We start from the raw sequence: 22,957 nt of genomic DNA on the forward strand, positions 1-22,957 counted from the left end.
CACGCACATTATGCTCACTCGGTTGCGAGAAATAGTCGAGAAGGTCGCGAGTGCGCCGCGTTTAAACGAGGCGCTGGATATTCTGGTGACGGATGTCTGCCAGGCGATGGAGACGGAAGTCTGCTCGGTTTACCTGGCTGACAATGATCGACGCTGCTATTACCTGATGGCTACCCGCGGGTTAAAAAAACCTCGCGGGCGCACCGTTGCGCTGGCGTTCGATGAAGGCCTGGTGGGGCTGGTTGGCCGCCTGGCGGAGCCCATCAACCTCGCCGATGCGCAAAAACACCCCAGCTTCAAGTATATTCCCGCCGTCAAAGAGGACCGCTTCCGCGCCTTCCTTGGCGTGCCGATCATCCAGCGCCGCCAGCTGTTGGGCGTGCTGGTGGTCCAGCAGCGTGAGCTGCGCCAGTTTGATGAAAGCGAAGAGTCTTTCCTCGTCACTCTCGCCACCCAGATGGCGGCGATCCTCTCCCAGTCCCAGCTGAACGCCCTGTTCGGTCAGTATCGTCAGACGCGCATTCGCGCTCTGCCGGCCTCTTCCGGGGTGGCGATCGCCGAGGGCTGGATGGACGTCAGCCTGCCGCTGATGGAGCAGGTGTATGAAGCCTCGACGCTGGACACCGCCTCGGAACGTGAACGCCTGACCGGCGCGCTGGAAGAAGCGGCCAACGAGTTTCGTCGCTACAGCAAACGCTACGCCGCCGGCGCGCAAAAAGAGACGGCGGCGATCTTCGATCTCTACTCGCACCTGCTCTCCGACGCCCGCCTGCGTCGCGAGCTCTTTGCCGAAGTCGACAAAGGCGCCGTCGCCGAGTGGGCGGTCAAAAAGATCATCGAGAAGTTCGCCGAACAGTTTGCCGCGCTGAGCGACGGCTATCTAAAGGAGCGGGCCGGCGACCTGCGCACGCTGGGTCAGCGTCTGCTGTTCCATCTCGACGACAGTATTCAGGGACCTAACACCTGGCCGGCGCGCATTATCCTCGTGGCGGACGAGCTGTCGGCCACCACCCTCGCCGAGGTGCCGCAGGATCGTCTGGCCGGCGTGGTGGTGCGCGATGGCGCTGCCAACTCCCATGCCGCCATTATGGTGCGGGCCCTTGGCATCCCAACGGTGATGGGCGCCGATATTCAGCCCTCGCTGCTGCATGGCCATACGCTGATTGTCGATGGCTATCGCGGTGAGCTGCTGGTGGATCCTGAACCTGTTCTGTTGCAGGAGTATCAGCGGCTTATCAGCGAAGAGAACGAGCTCAGCCGCCTGGCGGAGGACGATCTCCAGCGCGCATCGGAGCTGAAAAGCGGCGAACGGGTGAAAGTCATGCTCAACGCCGGCTTAAGCCCGGAGCACGAAGAGAAGCTCGGCAGCTTTGTTGACGGTATTGGTCTGTACCGTACCGAAATTCCTTTTATGCTGCAGAGCGGCTTCCCCTCAGAAGAGGAGCAGGTCGCCCAGTATCAGGGCATGCTGCAGATGTTTAACAGCAAACCGGTGACCCTGCGTACTCTGGACATCGGCGCGGATAAACAGCTGCCGTACATGCCGATCAGTGAAGAAAACCCGTGCCTTGGCTGGCGCGGGATCCGCATCACCCTCGATCAGCCGGAGATCTTTTTGATCCAGGTGCGGGCGATGCTGCGCGCCAACGCCGCCACCGGCAACCTCAGCATTTTGCTGCCGATGGTGACCAGTCTGGAAGAGGTCGATGAGGCCCGTCGGCTGATCGACCGCGCCAGCCGGGAAGTGGAAGAGATGATCGGCTACGCCATCCCGCGTCCGCGTCTGGGGGTGATGCTGGAGGTGCCGTCGATGGTCTTTATGCTGCCGCAGCTGGCCAGCCGGATCGATTTTATCTCGGTAGGCACGAACGACCTGACCCAGTACCTGCTTGCCGTCGACCGTAACAATACCCGGGTCGCCAGCATGTATGACAGCCTGCATCCTGCGGTATTGCGGGCGCTGGCGATGATCGCCCATGACGCGGAGCGCTTTGGCATCGATCTGCGACTGTGCGGCGAGATGGCAGGCGACCCGATGTGCGTGACGATCCTCATCGGTCTCGGTTATCGCCATCTGTCGATGAACGGCCGCTCGGTGGCGAGGGTGAAATATCTGCTGCGCCGCATCGATATCGAAGAGGCGCAGGAGCTGTCGCGTCGCAGCCTCGAAGCCCAGATGACCGCCGAGGTGCGCCATCAGGTGGCGGCCTTTATGGAGCGGCGCGGTCTCGGCGGCCTGATCCGCGGCGGGCGGTAGCGGTAGCCCGGGTGAGGCGTAAGCCGTAACCCGGGAATCCTCTGTTCGCACCCTCCGGCAAAATAGGATACCACCGGGAAAACGGCATTCTGTTAGCATCCGTATACATATCTTTTACACGTTCAGCGCGGATCGCACTACATGCTTATGCTATCATTCGCCTCCTTCGGCGTGCCCGTTTTAATCGGGCATGGATCATCACCGCTGTCCACTTTCGGCGGAATAACAAGTCTTTATGGTGACAGATGAATAGTGGCTACCTGCATTTTCCGGAGTTCGATCCGGTCATTTTTTCTCTAGGCCCGGTCTCCCTCCACTGGTACGGTTTGATGTACCTGGTGGGCTTTGTCTTTGCGATGTGGCTGGCCACCCGTCGGGCGAATCGTCCGGGCAGCGGCTGGACGAAAAATGAAGTGGAAAACCTGCTTTACGCGGGCTTCCTCGGCGTCTTCCTGGGCGGCCGTATCGGCTACGTGCTGTTCTACAACCTGCCGGTCTTTCTTGCCGATCCGTTGTATCTGTTCCGCGTCTGGGACGGCGGCATGTCGTTCCACGGCGGCCTGATCGGCGTGATCCTGGTGATGATTATCTTCGCCAGACGCACCAAACGGACCTTCTTCCAGGTCTCCGATTTTATCGCGCCGCTGATCCCGTTTGGCCTTGGCGCCGGGCGTCTGGGCAACTTTATCAACGGCGAGCTGTGGGGCCGCGTGGACCCGAGCTTCCACTACACGATGATTTTCCCGGGCTCCCGTGCTGAAGACCTGGCGCTGCTGCCGACCCACCCGGAATGGCAATCGCTGTTTGATACCTATGGCGCGCTGCCGCGCCACGCGTCGCAGCTGTACGAGCTGGCGCTGGAAGGCGTGGTGCTGTTCCTGATCCTGAACCTGTTTATCCGTAAACCGCGCCCGACCGGTTCCGTTTCCGGCCTGTTCCTGATTGGCTACGGCCTGTTCCGCATTATCGTGGAATTCTTCCGCCAGCCCGACGCCCAGTTCACCGGCGGCTGGGTGCAGTACATCAGCATGGGGCAGATTCTTTCGATCCCGATGGTGCTTGCGGGTATCATCATGATGGTTTGGGCTTACCGCCACCGTCCGCAGCAACTGAATTCTTGAGGAACCATGAAACAGTATCTTGATTTGATGCAGAAAGTGCTCGCCGAGGGCACGCCAAAAAATGACCGCACCGGCACTGGCACGATCTCTATTTTCGGCCATCAGATGCGTTTTAACCTGCAGGAAGGCTTCCCGCTGGTGACCACCAAGCGCTGTCATTTACGCTCCATCATCCATGAACTGCTGTGGTTCCTGCAGGGTGACACCAACATCGCCTATCTGCACGACAACAACGTCACCATCTGGGACGAGTGGGCAGATGAAAATGGCGACCTGGGGCCGGTTTACGGCAAACAGTGGCGTTCCTGGCCTGCGCCGGACGGTCGTCATATCGACCAGATCAGCGCGGTGATGGACCAGCTGAAAAACGACCCGGACTCCCGCCGGATCATCGTTTCGGCGTGGAACGTCGGCGAGCTGGATAAGATGGCCCTGGCGCCGTGCCACGCCTTCTTCCAGTTCTATGTCGCCGACGGCAAGCTCTCCTGCCAGCTGTATCAGCGCTCCTGCGACGTCTTCCTCGGTCTGCCGTTCAACATCGCCAGCTACGCGCTGCTGGTGCATATGGTGGCGCAGCAGTGCGATCTGCAGGTCGGCGATTTCGTCTGGACCGGTGGCGATACCCATCTGTACAGCAACCATCTCGAGCAGACCAATCTGCAGCTGAGCCGCGAACCGCGTCCGCTGCCGAAGCTGGTTATCAAACGCAAGCCCGCGTCGATCTTTGACTACCGCTTTGAAGACTTCGAGATTGAAGGTTACGATCCGCACCCGGGAATCAAAGCGCCAGTGGCGATTTAACCCCCTCTGCAGATATGACCAACCGGCGTCCGATGGCGCCGGTTTTTTTATGCCGTTTTCACCACCTGAATGGGGTGGCAGCCCTCGTCGCCATTAGGATAGGAACGCTTCATCCCGCCCTCTGGCCACAGGCGGTTGTGGGCGGGAATGTTGGAAAGAGGCTCGCAAAAAAATGTTCTGCTGTTGATCATACAAACCTTTTTTGCGTGTCTGGCCGGGAAAGCTATTTTCCGTCGTCGCGCCAGGGCTAACCGCCGCGGCATACTCTGCGCCATGAACAGAGAACATGGCTATACCCTGATGGAAACCCTGGTGACGCTGACGTTAATGATGATCCTCAGCGTCGGCGGCCTGTACGGCTGGCAGCGCTGGCAGCAGCAGCAACGACTGTGGCAAACCGCCGTCCAGGTGCGGGATTTCCTGGTCTTCCTGCGCGATGACGCCAACGCCTACAACCGGGACCGCGTGCTTCGCGTCGGCCAGGATGAAGAGGGCTGGTGCCTGAGTGCGCAGGGGGAGGCGCCGGCGTGCGCCTCCGGGTCGACCTTAACGCTGCGCCCGCGCTGGCCGGGGATCTCGCTGGCAGGCGTCACGCCTGGCCTGGGATTCTACGGCCTGCGCAGCACCGCCTGGGCGGGGAATCTGCGGCTGCAGAGCGAGGCCGGCAGCTGGAGCATTGTGATTTCACACTGGGGGCGGATTCGTTTATGCCGCAGCGACAGCGAGGGAGGGTGCCAGTGAGCCGCCGCGGATTTTCCCTTGCGGAGGCGCTTATCGCCATGGCGATAGGCTCGCTGCTGCTGATTGGCGCCTGCCGCTTTCTACCCGCCCTGCAGCGCCATATTCTGCGCCAGGGCGAACAGCTGGCCCTGGAGAACGAACTGTGGCAGCGGGTGCATGCCGTGGGTAAACATCTGCAGCGCGCCGGATACTGCCGGGGAGCGTGCGGCGGAGCCGGACTGGAGCTTGCCGCCGACGGCGAGTGCCTGATTGTGCGCTGGGACGCGAACAGCAATGGGACATGGGAAACCTCCCCTGCGGCAGCGGCGGAGAGCACCGGCTTTCGCCTGCGCGACGGCGCGCTGGAGACTTTGCGCGGAGCCAGCGACTGCCGCGGCAGCGGATGGGAGAAAATCACCAATCCGGCCGCTATCGTGGTGACGCGCTTTGCGGCGCAGCGTCTGCTGACCGAGGGCTTCGCGCCGGAGCTGATCGTGACGCTGGCGGCGCGCTCTGCCCGGCAGGCGGGTCTGGCGGCCGAGGTGGAGCAGCGGGTGACGGGGTATAACCTGTGATCCGCCAGCGTGGAATGTCGTCGCTGCTGATGGTGCTCCTGTTGCTGACTCTCGGTAGCCTGCTGCTTGAGGGGCTTAACCTGCAGCAGTGGGCGCTGCTGGCGCAAACCGCCAGCGAAACGCAGGCGATCCGCGATACGGCTGTGGCCCATTCGGCGCTACAGTGGGGAAAACAGCAGGCCTGGTCGACACAGGCGCCGCTGGCCTGCCGCGAGCAGGCGCAGCAGGGCTGGCGCGCCTGTCTGCGCATCTTCGACGACGGTTCGCTGCTGCTCAGCAGCGCCAGCGGCGAGGTGCAGGTCTGGCAGTCCGGCGAGGTGCGCGGCGGGCAGGTGCGTTTCTCCGCCCATGGCTGGAGCGATTTTTGCCCGCTCAGGGAGGTGAGCTTATGTCAAATGCCATGAAGCGCCAGCGGGGTTTTAGCCTGCCGGAGACCGTGCTGGCGATGGCGCTGATGGTGCTGACGGTCGCCGCGCTGGGCGGCTATCAGCGCGGAATGGCGCAAGGGGTCCACCAGCTGAACCAGACGCGTCAGCTATGGCGCGACGCCTGGCGCTATAGCCAGCTCTCCGCGCCGCCTCCGCCGGCAGGCGAGCAGGTAAGCCGTATGCAGACATCGACGCAAAGATGTGTCAGCATCACGGTAACGATCAGTATGCCCGTTGCAAAGCGGGCGCAGATGACCCGGCTGCATTGCCCGGTCAGCCAGTAGTCAGGAGCAATTATGTTAAGGGTATACCACTCAAACCGGCTGGATGTTCTCGAGGCGTTGATGGAGTTTATCGTCGAGCGCCAGCGGCTGGATGACCCTTTTCAGGCTGAAATGGTGCTGGTGCAGAGTACCGGTATGGCGCAGTGGCTGCAGATGACCCTGGCCTCGCGCTTCGGAATTGCCGCCAACATCGAGTTTCCGCTGCCGGCGAGCTTTATCTGGGATATGTTCGTGCGCGTCCTGAAAGATATCCCTGGCGAAAGCGCCTTCAGCAAGCAGAGCATGAGCTGGAAGCTGATGACTCTCCTGCCGCAGCACCTGGAAGAAGACGATTTTATCCTGCTGCGCCAGTATCTGAGCGATGACGGCGACAAACGCAAGCTGTTTCAGCTGGCCGCCCGGGTAGCGGACCTCTATGACCAGTATCTGGTCTATCGCCCGGAATGGCTGATGCGCTGGGAGGCCGACCAGCGGGTTGACGGCCTCGGCGACGCCCAGCAGTGGCAGGCGCCGCTGTGGAAAGCGCTGGTGCGCTATACCGCCGAGCTCGGTCAGCCGCAGTGGCACCGCGCCAATCTCTATCAGCGCTTTATCAGCGCCCTGGAAAAGGCAGATGAACCTCCCGCCGGGCTGCCGTCGCGCGTCTTTATTTGTGGAATTTCCGCGCTGCCGCCGGTCTACCTGCAGGCGCTGCAGGCGCTGGGTAAGCATGTCGATGTCTATGTGCTGTTCACCAACCCCTGCCGCTACTACTGGGGAGATATTAAAGATCCGGCGTTTCTGGCGAAGCTACTGTCGCGTCAGCGACGCCATCACCGCGAGGCGCGCGCGCTGCCCCTGTTCCGCGACGCCGGGCAGGCGCCAGGGCTGTTTAATGACGCCGGGGAGCAGGATGTCGGCAACCCGCTGCTCGCCTCCTGGGGCAAGCTGGGACGCGACTATATCTACCTGCTGGCGGGATTGGAGCGCTATGAGGAGCTGGACGCCTTTGTCGATATCGTTCCTGATAACCTGTTGCATAACCTGCAGTCGGATATCCTCGAACTGCGCAACGCGGCGGTGGCCGGGCAGAGCGCAGAGGCGTTCGCTCACAGTCGCGACAAACGTCCGCTGGCGCAGGACGACCGCAGCCTGAGCATTCACGTCTGCCACAGTCCGCAGCGTGAGGTGGAGGTTCTGCACGATCGGCTGCTGGCGATGCTGGAGGCGGATCCGACGCTCACGCCGCGGGATATCATCGTCATGGTGGCGGATATCGATAGCTACAGCCCCTTTATACAGGCGGTGTTTGGCGCCGCCAGCGGCGACCGCTGGCTGCCGTGGGCGATCTCCGACCGCCGCGCCCGGGAGTCGCACCCGGTGCTGCAGGCGTTTATCACGCTGCTCTCGCTGCCCGACAGCCGCTTCGCCAGCGAAGATGTGCTGGCGCTGCTGGACGTGCCGGTGCTGGCGGCGCGCTTTAACATCAACGAAGAGGGGCTGCGCTACCTGCGCCAGTGGGTCAACGAGTCCGGGGTCCGCTGGGGAATGGATGACGACAACGTCCGTGAGCTTGACCTGCCGGCGACCGGCCAGCACACCTGGCGGTTCGGCCTTACCCGCATGCTGCTGGGCTACGCGATGGACAGCCGGGAGGGCGAATGGCAGTCGGTGCTGCCCTATGACGAATCCAGTGGTTTGATCGCCGAACTGGTGGGTAACCTCGCATCGCTGCTGATGCAGCTTAACCTGTGGCGACGCGGTCTCGCCCAGCAGCGGCCGCTGGCGGAGTGGCTGCCGGTCTGTCGCGATCTGCTGAATGACTTTTTCCTGCCGGACAGCGAGACCGAAGCGGCGCTGGCGCTGATTGAGCAGCAGTGGCTGGCGGTGATTGATAGCGGTCTGGAAGCGCAGTATGGCGACCAGGTGCCGTTGACGCTGCTGCGCGATGAGCTGGCCCAGCGCCTCGATCAACAACGGATCAGCCAGCGCTTTCTCGCCGGCCCGGTCAACATCTGCACCCTGATGCCGATGCGCTCTATTCCTTTCAAAGTGGTTTGCCTGCTGGGGATGAACGATGGGGTTTATCCGCGAACGCTGCCGCCGCTGGGCTTTGATTTAATGAGCCAGAAGCCGCAGCGCGGCGACCGCAGCCGGCGCGATGATGACCGCTACCTGTTCCTTGAGGCGCTGATGTCCGCCGAACAGACGCTGTATATCAGCTACATCGGCCGTTCTATCCAGGACAACAGCGAGCGCTTTCCCTCGGTGCTGGTGCAGGAGCTGGTGGATTACATCGGCCAGAGCCACTGTCTCGCCGGCGACGAGGAGCTTGATTGCGACACCAGCGAGGCGCGGGTTAAAGCCCACATCACTCACCTGCATACCCGCATGCCGTTCGACATCGCCAATTTCCAGGAGGACGAGAACAAGAGCTACGCCCGGGAATGGCTGGCTGCCGCCGGCCAGCAGGGTGAGGCGCATAGCGACTTCATTCAACCGCTTACCCCGCCGCCGATAGACAGCCTGCCGTTCGAGCAGCTCCTGCGCTTCTGGCAGCACCCGGTTCGCGCGTTCTTTCAGCAGCGTCTGCGGGTCAATTTCCGTGCGGAAGAGGATGATATTCCCGATGACGAGCCCTTCACCCTGGAAGGGCTGAGCCGTTATCAACTGAACCAGCAACTGCTCAATACCCTTATCGAGGAACAGGACGCCTCGGCCATGTTCCGCCGCTTCCGCGCCGCCGGCGAGCTGCCGTATGGCGCCTTTGGCGAGCTGGTGTGGGAGACGCAGCGTCTGGAGATGCAGGCCCTGGCCGAGCGGGTGAAAGCCGAGCGCCAGCAGGCGCAGAGCATGGAGATCGATCTCCAGTGCGGCGGCGTAAATCTGACCGGCTGGCTGCAGCAGGTGCAGCCGGACGGGCTGCTGCGCTGGCGGCCTTCGCTGCTGAGCGTCTCCCAGGGGATGCAACTTTGGCTGGAACACCTTGTCTACTGTGCCAGCGGCGGCACCGGCGAGAGCCGGCTGTTTGTGCGTAAAGAGGGAGAGTGGCGTTTTCCGCCGCTGGCGCCCGCCGAGGCGCAGGCGTACCTTAATGAGCTGGTGGATGGCTATTTGCTGGGGATGTCGCAGCCGCTGCTGCTGCTGCCGGAAAGCGGTGGCGCCTGGCTGAAAGCCTGTTATGACGCCGAAAAGGATGTCATCGTAATGGACGAAGAGACGCAGCAGAAAGCGCGGAGCAAATTCCTGCAGACCTACGAAGGTAACATGGTGGTCAGCGGGGAGGGCGCCGATATCTGGTATCAACGCCTGTGGCGTTCGCTGGAGCCGGCGCATTACGAAGAAATCATTGCCCAGACGCAGCGTTATCTGTTACCGCTATATCGTTACCATCAGTCCACACAAATTTAAATAGTATAAAAATTGCGCAGTGAATGGCGGTTCATTTATTATGCGCAACGTATCACGGACTGATGGACATAAAAGGCTGCACGCCGTGCAGCGCAAGTTTGTTAATGATGAGGTTCGTGAATGCCCCGCAGTTTATGGTTCAAGGTTTTTGTAGTGCTGGCCGCCCTCTGGGCGCCGTTGAGTCAAGCCGACACCGGATGGCAGCCTGTTCAGGAGACGATCCGCAAAAGCGAAAAAGATACGCGTCAGTATCAGGCGATCCGTCTTGATAACGACATGGTCGTGCTGCTGGTTTCCGATCCGCAGGCGGTGAAATCGCTGTCGGCGCTGGTGGTGCCGGTGGGATCCCTGCAGGATCCGGCCGATCATCAGGGGCTGGCGCATTTTCTGGAACATATGACGCTGATGGGGTCGCAAAAATATCCCCAGCCTGACAGCCTTGCAGAGTTTCTTAAGCTGCATGGCGGCAGCCATAACGCCAGCACCGCGCCCTACCGCACCGCGTTCTATCTCGAAGTGGAGAATGATGCGCTGGACGGGGCCGTAGACCGGCTGGCCGACGCCATCGCTGCGCCGCTGCTGGATAAAAAATATGCCGACCGCGAACGTAACGCGGTCAACGCCGAGCTGACGATGGCCCGGACGCGAGACGGGATGCGCATGGCCCAGGTCAGCGCAGAAACCATTAACCCGGCTCACCCGGCGGCCCACTTCTCTGGCGGCAACCTCGAGACGCTCAGCGATAAGCCTGGCAACCCGGTTCTTGATGCGCTGCACACCTTCCGCGATAGCTGGTACTCCGCCAACCTGATGAAAGCGGTGATCTACAGCAACAAGCCGTTGCCGGAGCTGGCGCGCATGGCCGCTGACACCTTTGGCCGCGTGCCGAATCGTCACATCAGCAGGCCGGAAATAAGCGTCCCGGTGGTAACCGATGCGCAAAAAGGCATTATTATTCACTATGTGCCGGCGATGCCGCGTAAAGTGCTGCGCGTCGAGTTTCGCATCGACAACAACAGCGATCGTTTCCGCAGCAAAACGGATGAACTGGTCACTTACCTGATCGGCAACCGCAGCCCGGGGACGCTCTCCGACTGGCTGCAAAAGCAGGGACTGGCGGAAGGTATCCGCGCGGATTCTGATCCGGTGGTGAACGGCAACAGCGGCGTGCTGGCGATCTCTGCCACCCTCACCGATAAAGGCCTGGCGCACCGCGACGAAGTGACGGCGGCCATATTCAGCTACCTCAACCTCCTGCGTACTCAGGGTGTCGACAAACGTTACTTTGACGAGTTGGCGCATGTGCTGGCGCTGGATTTCCGCTATCCGTCGATCAACCGCGACATGGATTACGTGGAATGGCTGGCAGATACCATGATCCGGGTGCCGGTCGAGCATGCGCTGGACGTGGTCAACATTGCCGATCGCTACGACCCGCAGGCGATCAAAGACCGGCTGGCGATGATGACTCCGCAGAACGCGCGCATCTGGTATATCAGCCCGCAGGAACCGCATAACAAGACCGCTTATTTTGTCGATGCGCCGTATCAGGTGGATAAGATCGGCGAGCAGACGTTCGCTGACTGGCAGCAAAAAGCGCAGGCGATCAAGCTGCAGCTGCCGGCGCTCAACCCCTATATTCCGGATGATTTCACCCTCATCAAAAGCGATAAAGCCTGGCCGCACCCTCAGCTGATCCTCGATGAGCCGACCCTGCGGGTGGTTTATGCCCCGAGCCAGTATTTCGCCAGCGAGCCGAAGGCGGATATCTCTCTTGTGCTGCGTAATCCCCAGGCGATGGACAGCGCTCGCCGGCAGGTGATGTTTGCCCTCAACGATTATCTCGCCGGCATCGCCCTCGATCAGCTCAGTAACCAGGCGGCGGTCGGCGGCATTTCGTTCTCCACCGGCGCCAATAACGGGTTAATGGTCAATGCCAACGGCTACACCCAGCACCTGCCGGCGCTGTTCAGCGACCTGCTGCAGGGATACTTCAGCTATACGCCGACCGAGGAGCAGCTGGAGCAGGCCAAATCCTGGTATGCGCAAATGATGGACTCCGCTGAGAAGGGCAAAGCCTACGATCAGGCGATAATGCCGATCCAGATGGTCTCCCAGGTACCGTATTTCCAGCGCGAAGTACGCCGGGCGCTGTTGCCTTCCATCACCTTGCAGGAAGTGCTCGACTACCGCGCCAACCTGAAAACCAAGGGGCGCCCTGAACTGATGGTGATCGGCAATATGTCCGCCGATGCCGCCACGACGCTGGCTCGCCAGATCCAGCAGCAGCTGGGCGCTGACGGCAACGAATGGTGCCGCAATAAAGACGTGGTGGTGAACCGGCAGCAGCTGGCGATCTTCAACAAAGCGGGCAACAGCACCGACTCCGCGCTGGCCGCGGTGTTTGCGCCGCCCAACGTGGATGAGTTCAGCAGCACCGCCGCCAGCACCCTGCTGGGACAGATTATTCAGCCGTGGTTCTACAACCAGCTGCGCACCGAAGAGCAGCTCGGCTACGCGGTCTTTGCCTTCCCGATGAACGTGGGGCGCCAGTGGGGCATGGGCTTCCTGCTGCAGAGTAGCGATAAGCAGCCGGCTTTCCTCTGGCAGCGGTTCCAGGCCTTCTTCCCCACCGCGGAGGCGAAGCTGCGGGCGATGAAGCCGGAAGAGTTTGCCCAACTTCAGCAGGCGGTGATAAGCCAGATGCTGCAGGCGCCGCAGACGCTGGGCGAAGAGGCATCGAAACTGAGCAAAGATTTCGATCGCGGTAATATGCGTTTTGATTCACGTGATAAAGTAGTGGCTCAGATTAAACTGCTGACGCCGCAAAAACTTGCCGATTTCTTCCATCAGACGGTGGTGGATCCGCAGGGCATGACGATATTGTCCCAGATTTCCGGTAGCCAGAATGGCAAAGCGGACTACGCCCAGCCGGCAGGCGGCAAAGTGTGGGAAAACGTCAGCGCATTGCAGCAATCCTTACCCCTGATGCGAGAGAATGAATGACCGACACCGCTGAGTCTTTGGATCCCCTGCGCTTGCCCTTGAGGGGCGAGCGCCTGATAGAAGCCTCTGCGGGCACCGGAAAAACCTTTACCATCGCCGCGCTGTATCTGCGGCTGCTGCTGGGGCTGGGCGGCGAGGCCGCCTATCCCCGCGCCATCAGCGTTGAAGAGCTGCTGGTGGTGACCTTTACCGAGGCGGCGACCGAAGAGCTGCGCGGACGTATCCGCAGCAACATCCATGAACTGCGCATCGCCTGTATGCGCGGTGAATCCGACAACCCGCTCTACAGCGCGCTGCTGGCGGAGATCGCCGATAAAGACGATGCCGCGAAGACCCTGCTGTTGGCCGAACGGCAGATGGACGAGGCGGCGGTGTTCACCATCCACGGTTTTTGCCAGCGGATGCTGAGCCTTAACGCCTTCGAGTCGGGCATGCTGTTCGAGCAGCAGCTGATCGAGGATGAATCCCGCCTGCGCTATCAGGCCTGCGCCGACTTCTGGCGCCGTCACTGTTATCCACTGACCCGCGATATCGCGGCGGTGATCCATGACGTCTGGAAAGGGCCGCGCGACCTGCTGAAGTCCCTTGACCGCTGGCTGCAGGGCGAAGCGCCGCAGCTCAAGTCGCCGCCAGCCGCCGACGAGACGCTGGCCGAACGCCATCAGCAAATCATCGGCCGCATTGACTCGCTCAAGCAGCAGTGGCGCGAGCAGGTGGGGGAGATCGAAGGCGTGCTTGAAGATTCCGGCCTTGACCGGCGGAAGTTCAATCGCGGCAACCAGGGCAAATGGCTTGAGAAAGTGACCGCCTGGGCGCAGGAAGAGACGTTGAGCTATCAGTTGCCCGACGCGCTGGAGAAATTTGCCCAGTCGTTTCTGCTTGAGCGTACCAAAGCCGGTGGCGAACCGCCCGTGCATCCTCTGTTTAGCGCCGTCGAATCGCTGCTGGCCTCGTCGCTGACGCTCACCGATCTGGTGCTGGCGAGAGCGATGGTCGAGATCCGTGATGCGGTCGCGCGCGAAAAGCGCCGCCGCGGCGAGCTGGGGTTTGACGACATGCTCAGCCGGCTTGACGAGGCGCTGCGCGGCGACAGCGGCGAGGCGCTGGCCAGCGCCATTCGCCAGCGTTTTCCGGTGGCGATGATCGATGAGTTTCAGGATACCGACCCCCAGCAGTACCGGATTTTCCGCCGTATCTGGCGCCAGCGTCCGGAGACGGCGCTGTTGCTGATCGGCGATCCGAAGCAGGCCATCTACGCTTTTCGCGGCGCCGATATCTTTACCTATATGAAAGCGCGCGGCGACGTTGCCGCGCACTACACGCTTGACACCAACTGGCGCTCCTCCCCTGGCATGGTGGGCAGCGTTAACCGGCTGTTCAGCCTCAGCGATAACCCCTTCATGTTTCGCGAGATACCGTTCCTGCCGGTGAAGTCGGCGGCGAAGAACCAGGGGCTGCGCTTTACCGTTGACGCAGCGGATGTCCCGGCGATGAACGTCTGGCTGATGCCCGGCGACACCGTTGGCGCCGGCGATTATCAGACGTTTATGGCCCAGCTCTGCGCCACGCAGATCCGCGACTGGCTGAGCGCCGGTCAGCAGGGGCGCGCACGGCTGTGGCGTGGGGAAACCTCGCGCCCGGTGCAGGCTTCGGATATTACCGTGCTGGTGCGCAACCGGCTGGAGGCGGCGCAGGTGCGTGAAGCGCTCCAGACGCTGGGCATCCCCTCGGTCTACCTCTCCAACCGCGACAGCGTTTTTGAGACGCTGGAGGCCCAGGAGCTGCTCTGGCTGTTGCAGGCGGTGTTGTCCCCGGAGCGGGAAAATACCCTGCGCAGCGCGTTGGCGACCTCAATGTTTGGCCTGACCGCGCTGGATATTGAAAACCTCAACCAGGATGAGCAGGCGTGGGACGCGCTGGTGGAGGAGTTCAGCGAATACCGCCAGATCTGGCGTCAGCGCGGGGTGATGCCGATGCTGCGGGCGCTGATGACGGCCCGGCACATCGCCGAGAACCTGCTGGCGACCCGGGGCGGCGAGCGGCGCTTAACCGACATACTGCACATCAGCGAATTGCTGCAGGAGGCGGCCAGCCAGCTGGAAAGCGAGCATGCCCTGGTGCGCTGGCTGACACAGCATATCGCCGAGCCGGACAGCAACGCCGCCAGCCAGCAGATGCGTCTCGAAAGCGATAAGCACCTCGTGCAAATCGTCACTATTCACAAGTCAAAAGGACTGGAATATCCCCTGGTCTGGCTGCCGTTTATCGCCCGGTTTCGCAAACAGGACCAGGCGTTCTATCACGATCGCGAGACGTTCGCGGCGGTACTGGATCTGGGCCAGGATGAGGCCAGCCTCGAGCTGGCGGAGGCGGAACGGCTGGCGGAAGATCTGCGCCTGCTGTACGTCGCTCTCACCCGCGCGGTCTGGCACTGCAGCCTTGGCGTGGCGCCCCTCAGCAGTCGAAAGTCCGGCAACAGCGATTTTCATCTGAGCGCCCTCGGGCGGCTGCTGCAGGCGGGCGAAGCCATGGATGCCGCCGGGCTGGCCGCGCGTTTAGCGGACTTCTGCCATGGCGATATTGCATTACAGAGACCTGGCGAGCTGGATCTGACCCCGTGGCAGGCGCCGGCGGCGAGCATTCCCCCGCTGTCGGCGCGCGAGCTGCAGCGCCGCATCGCCGACGACTGGCGGGTGACCAGCTATTCCGGGCTGCAGCAGCATGGTTTCAGCGGCGGACAGGATCTGCTGCCGCGTCTGGATGTCGATGCCGCCGGCGTCGGCGAAGTCGTGGAAGATCCGCAGCTGACCCCGCACCAGTTTCCGCGCGGCGCCGCGCCGGGAACCTTCCTGCACAGTCTGTTTGAGGAGCTGGACTTTACCCAGCCGGTGCCGGACGGGTGGATGGCGGAGAAACTGCAGCTGAGCGGGTTTGACGCGCAGTGGGCGCCGGTGCTGACCGACTGGCTGGGGGGCGTGCTGAAGACCCGTCTGCCGGGGCCGGATATCGCGCTCAATCAGCTTGCGGCGCGGGATAAACAGGTGGAGATGGCATTTTACCTGCCCATCGCCCAGCTGCTGACGGCGGAGCGCCTTGACGCGCTTATCCGCCAGTACGATCCCCTTTCCGCCGACACGCCGCCGCTGGATTTCCGTCAGGTGCGCGGTATGCTGAAGGGCTTTATCGATCTGGTCTTCCGCCACGAAGGCCGCTATTACCTGCTGGATTACAAATCGAACTGGCTGGGGGAAGATCGCGAGGCCTATACCCGGCCCGCGATGGAGCAGGCGATGCGGGCTCACCGCTACGATCTGCAGTATCAGCTGTACAGCCTGGCGCTCCACCGCTATCTGCGCCACCGGCTGGCCGATTACGACTATGACCGCCACTTCGGCGGCGTGATTTATCTCTTCCTGCGCGGCATGGACGGGCAGGAGGGGGGGCAAGGGATCTTCACCACCCGGCCGGTGCGACCGCTGATTGACGGTCTGGATCAGCTTTTTGCCGGAGAAACTCAGGAGGAGGCCTCATGACTTTCGAACAACTACTGCTGGTGGCGGTGGAGCAGCGTCTGCTGCGGCCGCTGGACGTCCAGTTTGCCCTGATGGTGGCGCAAAACGACCCGCCGGCGGTCAAGCTGGCGGCGGCCTTGCTGAGCCGGGACGCCGGCGAGGGGCACGTATGCCTGCCGCTCTCGCGGCTGAGCGGCGACGAGGCGCTCGGCGGGAAAGCGGGGGAAATCCGCGATCGGCTGCTGGCCGAAGCCGGCGCGCCGGAAGACTGGCCCGCGATGCTGCTCGCTTCGTCGGCGGTGAGCGGCGGCGATGCCCCGGCGCCGATGATCTTATGCGGCGACCGGCTCTATCTGAACCGGATGTGGCGCAACGAGCTGACCGTCGCCCGCTTCTTCAACGAAGCCAACCGGGTGCTGGAGATGGATGAGGCCCGGCTGGCGTCAACCCTGAACGCTCTGTTCCCTGCCACCGGCGAAACCGACTGGCAAAAAGTGGCCGCAGCGGTGGCGCTGACCCGCCGCATCTCGGTGATCTCCGGCGGTCCCGGGACCGGGAAGACCACCACCGTGGCCAAACTTCTGGCGGCGCTAATCCAGATTGAAGACAGTCCGCGCTGTCGTATTCGCCTGGCGGCGCCGACGGGGAAAGCGGCGGCGCGCCTGACCGAATCGCTGGGCGCGGCGTTGAGAAAACTGCCGCTGACCGACGCGCAGAAAGCGTTGATTCCCACCGAGGCCAGCACGCTGCACCGTCTGCTGGGCGCCCAGCCCGGCAGCCAGCGCATGCGCTATCACGCCGGCAACCCGCTGCATCTGGACGTGCTGGTGGTGGATGAAGCCTCGATGATCGACCTGCCGATGATGTCGCGGCTCATCGACGCGCTGCCGGCTCACGGGCGGGTGATCTTCCTCGGCGATCGCGACCAGCTGGCCTCCGTGGAAGCGGGGGCGGTGCTGGGGGATATCTGCGCCTGGGCGAGTTCGGGCTATACCGCCGCGCGGGCGCAGGAGCTGACCCGGTTGACCGGTTCGCCGGTACCGGCAGGCGAGGGGGCTATCGCTGGCGCGCTGAGAGATAGCTTGTGCCTGCTGCAAAAGAGCTATCGCTTCGGCAGTCACTCCGGCATTGGGAGCCTGGCGCGGGCGGTGAACGCTGGCGCGCGCGCGGAGGTGAAGGCCACGCTGCGCCAGCCGTTTGACGATATCGCGCTTCATCCCCTCAGCACGACCGAAGAGTACGAAGCCATGCTCGGCGCGGCACAGCAGGGCTATGAGCGCTACCTGCAGCTGCGCCGCGAGCGGGCGGAACCGCAGGCGATGCTGGCCGCCTTCAGCGAATTTCAGCTGCTGTGCGCGCTGCGGGAAGGGCCGTACGGCGTGAGCGGCGTCAATGAGCGGCTGGAGCAGCGGCTTAACCGTCAGCGGGCGATCGCCCTGCCGCGCCACTCCCGCTGGTATGACGGCCGGCCGATTATGATCGCGCGCAACGACAGCGCGCTGGGACTGTTTAATGGCGATATCGGGATAGCGCTGGAGCGCAACGGCGAGCTGAGGGTGTGGTTCCTGATGCCCGACGGCGCCATCAAGTCGGTGCAGCCGAGCCGCCTGCCGGAGCATGATACCGCCTGGGCGATGACCGTGCATAAATCGCAGGGATCGGAGTTCGACCATGCGGCGCTGATCCTGCCGGCGCGCAGCGTCCCGCTGGTGACGCGCGAACTGGTCTACACCGCGATCACCCGCGCGAAACAGCGGTTGTCGCTCTATGCCGACGAGCAGGTGCTCTCCCAGGCCATTGTGACGCGAACCGAGCGGCGAAGCGGCCTGACGGAGATCTTCGCCGGGCACAAAGCCCCCTGAGATGCCGCGTTTGGGCGACGGGTAGCGTGACGACGCTCCTCGACGGCTGGGCGCATATCGGTGAGCCAGCGAGGTAAAGGGTCTACGCGAAAAGCAGAATTCTACCCGCGAGCCGCAGACAGCGTGCCGGCCAGGCGTAGCAGGGGACAGGCCCGGGGAGCGATAAACGCCGTGTTATCCCGGGCCGTTAGCAACAGCGAAGAAGGGCTTAAGCGAGGTCGACCATCAGCACCTTCGACCGGCGCTGATAGTTATACATCTGCTTTTTACTCTCCGGCAGCAGATCGATATCCACCGGCGTGAAGCCGCGCTCCTGGAACCAGTGGATGCTGCGGGTGGTTAACACAAACAGCTTGCTCAGCCCCATCTGTCTGGCCTGGGCGGCAATACGCTCCAGCAGCACCTCTCCCCGCGACGAGCTCCGGTAATCCGGATGCACCGCCACGCAGGCCATTTCGCCGATCTTCTCTTCCGGGAAAGGATAAAGGGCGGCGCAGGCGATAGTGGTGTTATCGCGCTGAATAATAGTGAATTTGTCGATCTCCATCTCCAGCTGCTCGCGGGAGCGGCGCACCAGGATGCCCTGCTGTTCCAGCGGGCTTATCAGCTCGAGAATACCGCCGATATCGTTGATGGTCGCCCGACGGATTTGCTCTGCGCTCTCCATGACGATCTGGGTGCCGATGCCGTCGCGTGAGAATAGCTCCTGCAGCAGCGCGCCATTTTCCTGATAGCTGATCAGATGGCAGCGCCGCACGCCGCTGCGGCAGGCCTTCACGGCCCCGCGCAGGAAGCGCACGGTACCGGAGTTATAATCTTCGTCCGCTTCCAGCTCTTCGACGCGGGCCTGCGCTTCATTGGGGAACAGTTCGGAGACAATTTCCCCGGCCTGGTTGTAAACCCCTTGCGAAGAACAGAAGCCGATCATTTTCTCTGCTTTCAGCTTGATGGCCAACTGGGTGGCGATCTCTTCCGAAGTCAGGTTAAAGCTTTCGCCGGTAACCGACACCGCGACCGGCCCCATCAGCACAATGGCGCCGCTGTCGAGCTGGCGATGAATCGCCTCTTCGTCAATGCGGCGAATGCGGCCGCTGTGGCAATAATCAACGCCGTCATCAACGCCCAGCGGCTGGGCAATGATAAAGTTGCCGCTGACGACGTTGATATGGGCTCCCTGCAGCGGGGTGTTGTTGAGGCTCATCGACAGGCGGGCGGTGATCTCCAGCTGCAGCATACCCGCCGCCTGCTTAACCAGCTCCAGCGTTTTGGCGTCAGTCACTCGCGTCTGCTTATGATAGACCGGCTCGTGATGGTGCTCGGCGAGGTTAGCGTCAATCTGCGGGCGGGCGCCATAGACCACCACCAGGCGAATGCCCAGGCTATGCAATAACCCTATGTCATTGACAATATTTGAGAAATTTTCATGCTCAATGGCTTCGCCGCCCAGCATGATGACAAACGTTTTTCCCCGATGGGCATTAATATAGGGAACAGAATGGCGGAATCCTTCTACCAGTTCAGTGCGACGTTCCTTCACCATGACAAACCCTCAATGCATGATTATTCGTAATTATTGTATTTTTATTCTGTTTTGCCGTTAAACGCAAGCCCCAATTTGAGGCTAAGCCCTGAAAAACATGTGACCCGGCGCAGGGTGTCAATGAATGTTTACCCTTTTATAGATGACAGGTTATATGCCTTTCGTTAAAGTTTCTGGTCAATCTGTTTGTTTTGGGTATAAATGCGTTTTATTGCTTGGGAGTGGCATGTCGGGAAACAACTCTGGATTAAGCCGTCGCCGTCTGCTGCAGGGCGCGGGCGCCATGTGGTTAATGAGCGTGAGCCCCGTTGGGCTGGCCGCCGCCGCGCGGGTGGTTGCCGTTCGCGTCTGGCCTGCATCGACCTACACGCGCGTCACGGTGGAATCGAATCATGTGCTGAAATACCGGCAGTTTGCCCTCAGTAATCCGGAACGGGTGGTGGTGGATCTGGAAGGGGTTAATCTGAACTCGGTGCTGAAAGGCATGGGGGGGCAGATCCGCGATGACGATCCCTTTATTAAGTCCGCCCGCGTGGGCCAGTTTGATCCGCAAACCGTGCGCATGGTCTTCGAGCTCAAGCAGAACGTTAAGCCGCAGCTGTTTGCCCTTGCGCCGGTGGCCGGCTTTAAAGAGCGTCTGGTGATGGATCTTTACCCCGCCAACGCCACCGATGTGCAGGATCCGCTGCTGGCGCTGCTCGAGGATTACAACAAAGGCGATCTGCAGCGTCAGGTACCGCCGGCGCAAAGCGGGCCGCAGCCGGGCAAAGCCGGGCGCGATCGGCCGATTGTCATTATGCTCGATCCCGGCCACGGCGGCGAAGATTCGGGCGCCGTGGGCAAGTATCGCACCCGCGAGAAAGACGTGGTGCTGCAGATTGCCCGTCGCCTGCGGGCGCTGATCGACAAAGAAGGCAATATGAAGGCCTATATGACCCGCAACGAAGACGTGTTTATCCCGTTGAAGGTGCGTGTCGCCAAGGCGCAGAAGCAGCGCGCCGACCTGTTCGTATCGATTCACGCCGACGCCTTTACCAGCCGCCAGCCCAGCGGCTCCTCGGTGTTTGCGCTCTCCACCAAGGGAGCCACCAGTACCGCGGCAAAATATCTCGCCCAGACGCAGAACGCCTCGGATCTGATCGGTGGGGTCAGCAAGAGCGGCGATCGCTATGTCGACCACACCATGTTCGATATGGTGCAGTCCCTCACCATCGCCGACAGCCTCAAATTTGGTAAGGCGGTGCTGGAGAAAATGGGTAACATCAATAATCTGCACAAAAATCGGGTAGAACAGGCGGGCTTTGCGGTGCTCAAGGCGCCCGATATCCCCTCCATTCTGGTGGAGACGGCGTTTATCAGTAACGTGGAAGAGGAGCGGAAGCTGAAAACGGCCAAATTCCAGCAGGAGGTGGCCGAGTCGATCCTTGCCGGGATTAAAGCGTACTTCGCCGACGGCGCGACGCTGGCCCGGCGTGGATAACCACACAGGAAAAGGATATGGCCTTACTGAAAAGCGCCCATGGCGGCAATATCCGCGAGGCCGCCGCCCTGCTGGGCATTGCCCCCAACGAGCTGCTGGATTTTAGCGCCAACATCAATCCGCTGGGAATGCCTGCCTCGCTCAGGCAGGCGATCGTCGATAACCTCGGCTGCGCCGAGCGCTATCCTGACGTCGAATATCAACAGCTGCACCAGGCGCTGGCGGCCCACCATCAGCTGCCGGCGGGGCATATCCTCGCCGGCAATGGCGAAACCGAATCGATCTTCACCCTCGCCCACGGCCTTAAGCCGAGGCGGGCAATGATCGTCATTCCTGGCTTCGCGGAGTACCGGCGGGCGCTGCAAACCGTGGATTGCGCGGTCGTGGAGTATGCCCTTCGGGAGTGCGATGGCTGGCAGCTGACCGACGCGATCCTCGATGCCCTCACCCCGGCGCTGGACTGCCTGTTTCTCTGCACGCCGAACAACCCCACCGGCCTGCTGCCAGAGCGGGGCCTGCTGGAAGCCATTGCCCGGCGTTGTCAGGCGCTGAACATCAGCCTGATCCTCGATGAGGCCTTCCTTGACTTTATCCCCGACCAGCCGGGGTTTATTCCCCTGCTGGCGCAGTATCCGCACGTCTGGGTTTTGCGCTCGCTCACTAAGTTTTATGCCATTCCGGGACTGCGTCTTGGCTACCTGCTCAATGCTGACGCGCAGGCGGTAGCCCGACTGCGCGAGCGACAAATGCCGTGGTCCATCAATGCGTATGCCGCGCTGGCCGGCGAGATCATCCTCCAGGACCGGGCGTATCAGCGGGCCACCTGGCAGTGGCTGCAGGAGGAGGGGGCGCGTTTCTACGCGCAGCTGCAGGAGATGGCTGGGCTGACCGTGTGGCCCGGGCGCGCCAACTACCTGTTCTTGCGCTGTGACAGACCCGATCTTGACCTGCAATACGCCCTGCTGCGCCAGCACGTGTTGATCCGCAGCTGCGCCAACTACCCGGGGCTGGATAGCCGCTATTTCCGGGTGGCGATCCGCAGCGCCGGCGAAAACGACCAGCTGCTGGCGGCGCTGCGCCGGGCGCTGGCCTGAGCCCTACTGCAGGGTGACGCCCCCCGGGACCATCGCCAGCAGATGCTGTTGCGGCCAGTGGGCGGCGATGCCGCGCTCTGCCAGCCGCCATTGCAAAAAATCCACGTCATGACGACGGCGGTCCAGCAGCAGGCCGACGACGCTGCCGCTGTGCGCCACGTTGAGGCCATACAATCCTGCGCTTTCCACCAGCTCCAGCAGCGCGTCAAACCCCGGCTTGGGCAACAGCTGCTGGCTGGCGATGGCGCTAATAGTGGCCGCTTCGCCCAGCAGCTGCGGGCTGCCATGCTGGCAGGCCTGCTGCACTTTCTCCCACGCCAGCTGCAGCCGGGAGGCGTTAGCCAGCAGACCCGCCTCGCGCGGCAGCTGATGGTAGTCGGTGGTACGCAGCGTCAGCGGGCTCTCCAGCACTAACAGGTCGAGCGCCGGTGGCGCAGGGCAGGCGATTTGGGTAGCGGCGGTATTATGATCGAACAGCGTCAGTTGGTGGAACAGGGTGCTGTCGGTGGGCTCCAGCGCGACGCACAGACGCGCCAGCGTCGGCTCATCCAGCGCGTGGCCCAGATGATGGGCGGTGGCCACCGCGGTGGCGGCGATATCGGCGGTGCTGCTGGCCATCCCTTTGGCTACCGGGATCGTCGAGTGCAGGGTGATGCGGATCTGCTGACTCAGCGCCGCCGGGTAGCCCCAGTGGGCCAGCAGCTGGTTGACCATCGCCCGCGACAGCGGCCGCTCATCGTTGCGCGGTTTGCCGGTCTCGACCTCGACGGTGCTGTACCAGTCCACCGGGCAGGAGATCAGCTTCTCGCTGCCGAGGATCCAGCCCTGGATAAGTTCTCCGCACGAGGCGGGACATTGTGCAACGGCCACGTTTTCACCTTTCCGCT

At 62.1% G+C, this 22,957-nt stretch carries 15 protein-coding genes; 13 read left to right on the forward strand and 2 right to left on the reverse strand.

What is annotated here, in order from left to right:
• Positions 1-10 precede the first annotated feature (10 nt).
• The 11 genes from ptsP (at position 11) to recD (ending at position 17,956) form a co-directional block, all read left to right on the forward strand.
• The gene (gene ptsP / locus LGM20_RS04710; RefSeq protein WP_023290901.1) at positions 11-2,257 is read left to right on the forward strand and encodes a phosphoenolpyruvate--protein phosphotransferase; all 2,247 of its coding nucleotides are present in this window, start codon (positions 11-13) and stop codon (positions 2,255-2,257) included.
• Positions 2,258-2,502: 245 nt separating this feature from the next.
• Complete coding sequence (gene lgt / locus LGM20_RS04715; RefSeq protein WP_004205445.1) at positions 2,503-3,378, forward strand: prolipoprotein diacylglyceryl transferase; 876 nt, start codon at positions 2,503-2,505, stop codon at positions 3,376-3,378.
• 6 nt (positions 3,379-3,384) lie between these two features.
• Positions 3,385-4,179, forward strand: a complete 795-nt coding sequence (gene thyA, locus LGM20_RS04720) for a thymidylate synthase (protein ID WP_044524624.1) — start codon at positions 3,385-3,387, stop codon at positions 4,177-4,179.
• Positions 4,180-4,368: 189 nt separating this feature from the next.
• On the forward strand, positions 4,369-4,920 hold the full coding sequence (locus tag LGM20_RS04725) for a prepilin peptidase-dependent protein (protein ID WP_044524852.1): 552 nt from the start codon (positions 4,369-4,371) through the stop codon (positions 4,918-4,920).
• Positions 4,917-5,474, forward strand: a complete 558-nt coding sequence (locus tag LGM20_RS04730) for a prepilin peptidase-dependent protein (RefSeq protein ID WP_032453975.1) — start codon at positions 4,917-4,919, stop codon at positions 5,472-5,474. Before LGM20_RS04725 ends, LGM20_RS04730 begins: the two co-directional genes overlap by 4 nt.
• Positions 5,471-5,878, forward strand: coding sequence for a DUF2509 family protein (locus LGM20_RS04735; protein ID WP_044524622.1), 408 nt, complete (start codon positions 5,471-5,473; stop codon positions 5,876-5,878). The genes LGM20_RS04730 and LGM20_RS04735 overlap by 4 nt, the downstream gene beginning before the upstream one ends.
• Positions 5,863-6,186 (forward strand): prepilin-type N-terminal cleavage/methylation domain-containing protein, encoded by a 324-nt coding sequence (locus LGM20_RS04740; RefSeq protein ID WP_023290895.1) that lies wholly within the window; start codon positions 5,863-5,865, stop codon positions 6,184-6,186. Before LGM20_RS04735 ends, LGM20_RS04740 begins: the two co-directional genes overlap by 16 nt.
• 12 nt (positions 6,187-6,198) lie before the next feature.
• Positions 6,199-9,576 (forward strand): exodeoxyribonuclease V subunit gamma, encoded by a 3,378-nt coding sequence (gene recC, locus LGM20_RS04745; RefSeq protein WP_044524619.1) that lies wholly within the window; start codon positions 6,199-6,201, stop codon positions 9,574-9,576.
• A 120-nt stretch (positions 9,577-9,696) separates the two neighbouring features.
• The gene (gene ptrA / locus LGM20_RS04750; RefSeq protein WP_032453972.1) at positions 9,697-12,582 is read left to right on the forward strand and encodes a pitrilysin; all 2,886 of its coding nucleotides are present in this window, start codon (positions 9,697-9,699) and stop codon (positions 12,580-12,582) included.
• Positions 12,579-16,115, forward strand: coding sequence for an exodeoxyribonuclease V subunit beta (gene recB / locus LGM20_RS04755; RefSeq protein ID WP_032453971.1), 3,537 nt, complete (start codon positions 12,579-12,581; stop codon positions 16,113-16,115). The genes ptrA and recB overlap by 4 nt, the downstream gene beginning before the upstream one ends.
• Positions 16,112-17,956: an exodeoxyribonuclease V subunit alpha gene (recD, locus tag LGM20_RS04760; protein ID WP_044524618.1), complete on the forward strand. Its 1,845-nt coding sequence runs from the start codon at positions 16,112-16,114 to the stop codon at positions 17,954-17,956. Before recB ends, recD begins: the two co-directional genes overlap by 4 nt.
• Positions 17,957-18,164: 208 nt before the next feature.
• Here recD and argA read toward each other — a convergent pair whose 3' ends face one another.
• Complete coding sequence (gene argA / locus LGM20_RS04765) at positions 18,165-19,496, reverse strand: amino-acid N-acetyltransferase (protein ID WP_044524617.1); 1,332 nt, start codon at positions 19,494-19,496, stop codon at positions 18,165-18,167.
• A 226-nt stretch (positions 19,497-19,722) separates the two neighbouring features.
• Here argA and amiC point away from each other — a divergent pair, with 226 nt between their 5' ends.
• Both amiC and cobD read left to right on the forward strand, forming a co-directional pair.
• Positions 19,723-20,976, forward strand: a complete 1,254-nt coding sequence (amiC, locus tag LGM20_RS04770; RefSeq protein ID WP_023290890.1) for an N-acetylmuramoyl-L-alanine amidase AmiC — start codon at positions 19,723-19,725, stop codon at positions 20,974-20,976.
• A 17-nt stretch (positions 20,977-20,993) separates the two neighbouring features.
• A complete protein-coding gene (gene cobD, locus LGM20_RS04775) occupies positions 20,994-22,070 on the forward strand; it encodes a threonine-phosphate decarboxylase CobD (RefSeq protein ID WP_044524615.1) in 1,077 nt (358 codons plus the stop codon).
• A gap of 3 nt (positions 22,071-22,073) precedes the next feature.
• Here cobD and LGM20_RS04780 read toward each other — a convergent pair whose 3' ends face one another.
• Positions 22,074-22,940: a GHMP family kinase ATP-binding protein gene (locus LGM20_RS04780; protein ID WP_032426138.1), complete on the reverse strand. Its 867-nt coding sequence runs from the start codon at positions 22,938-22,940 to the stop codon at positions 22,074-22,076.
• Positions 22,941-22,957: the final 17 nt, after the last annotated feature.

Source organism: Klebsiella quasipneumoniae subsp. quasipneumoniae (assembly GCF_020525925.1).
Lineage (GTDB): Bacteria > Pseudomonadota > Gammaproteobacteria > Enterobacterales > Enterobacteriaceae > Klebsiella > Klebsiella quasipneumoniae.

Bases quoted from the DNA above. Each gene is read 5' to 3' on its own strand.
- ptsP (WP_023290901.1), top strand. From the start codon at position 11: ATGCTCACTCGGTTGCGAGAAATAGTCGAGAAGGTCGCGAGTGCGCCG.
- lgt (WP_004205445.1), top strand. From the start codon at position 2,503: ATGAATAGTGGCTACCTGCATTTTCCGGAGTTCGATCCGGTCATTTTT.
- thyA (WP_044524624.1), top strand. From the start codon at position 3,385: ATGAAACAGTATCTTGATTTGATGCAGAAAGTGCTCGCCGAGGGCACG.
- LGM20_RS04740 (WP_023290895.1), top strand. From the start codon at position 5,863: ATGTCAAATGCCATGAAGCGCCAGCGGGGTTTTAGCCTGCCGGAGACC.
- recC (WP_044524619.1), top strand. From the start codon at position 6,199: ATGTTAAGGGTATACCACTCAAACCGGCTGGATGTTCTCGAGGCGTTG.
- ptrA (WP_032453972.1), top strand. From the start codon at position 9,697: ATGCCCCGCAGTTTATGGTTCAAGGTTTTTGTAGTGCTGGCCGCCCTC.
- recB (WP_032453971.1), top strand. From the start codon at position 12,579: ATGACCGACACCGCTGAGTCTTTGGATCCCCTGCGCTTGCCCTTGAGG.
- recD (WP_044524618.1), top strand. From the start codon at position 16,112: ATGACTTTCGAACAACTACTGCTGGTGGCGGTGGAGCAGCGTCTGCTG.
- argA (WP_044524617.1), bottom strand. From the start codon at position 19,496: ATGGTGAAGGAACGTCGCACTGAACTGGTAGAAGGATTCCGCCATTCT.
- amiC (WP_023290890.1), top strand. From the start codon at position 19,723: ATGTCGGGAAACAACTCTGGATTAAGCCGTCGCCGTCTGCTGCAGGGC.
- cobD (WP_044524615.1), top strand. From the start codon at position 20,994: ATGGCCTTACTGAAAAGCGCCCATGGCGGCAATATCCGCGAGGCCGCC.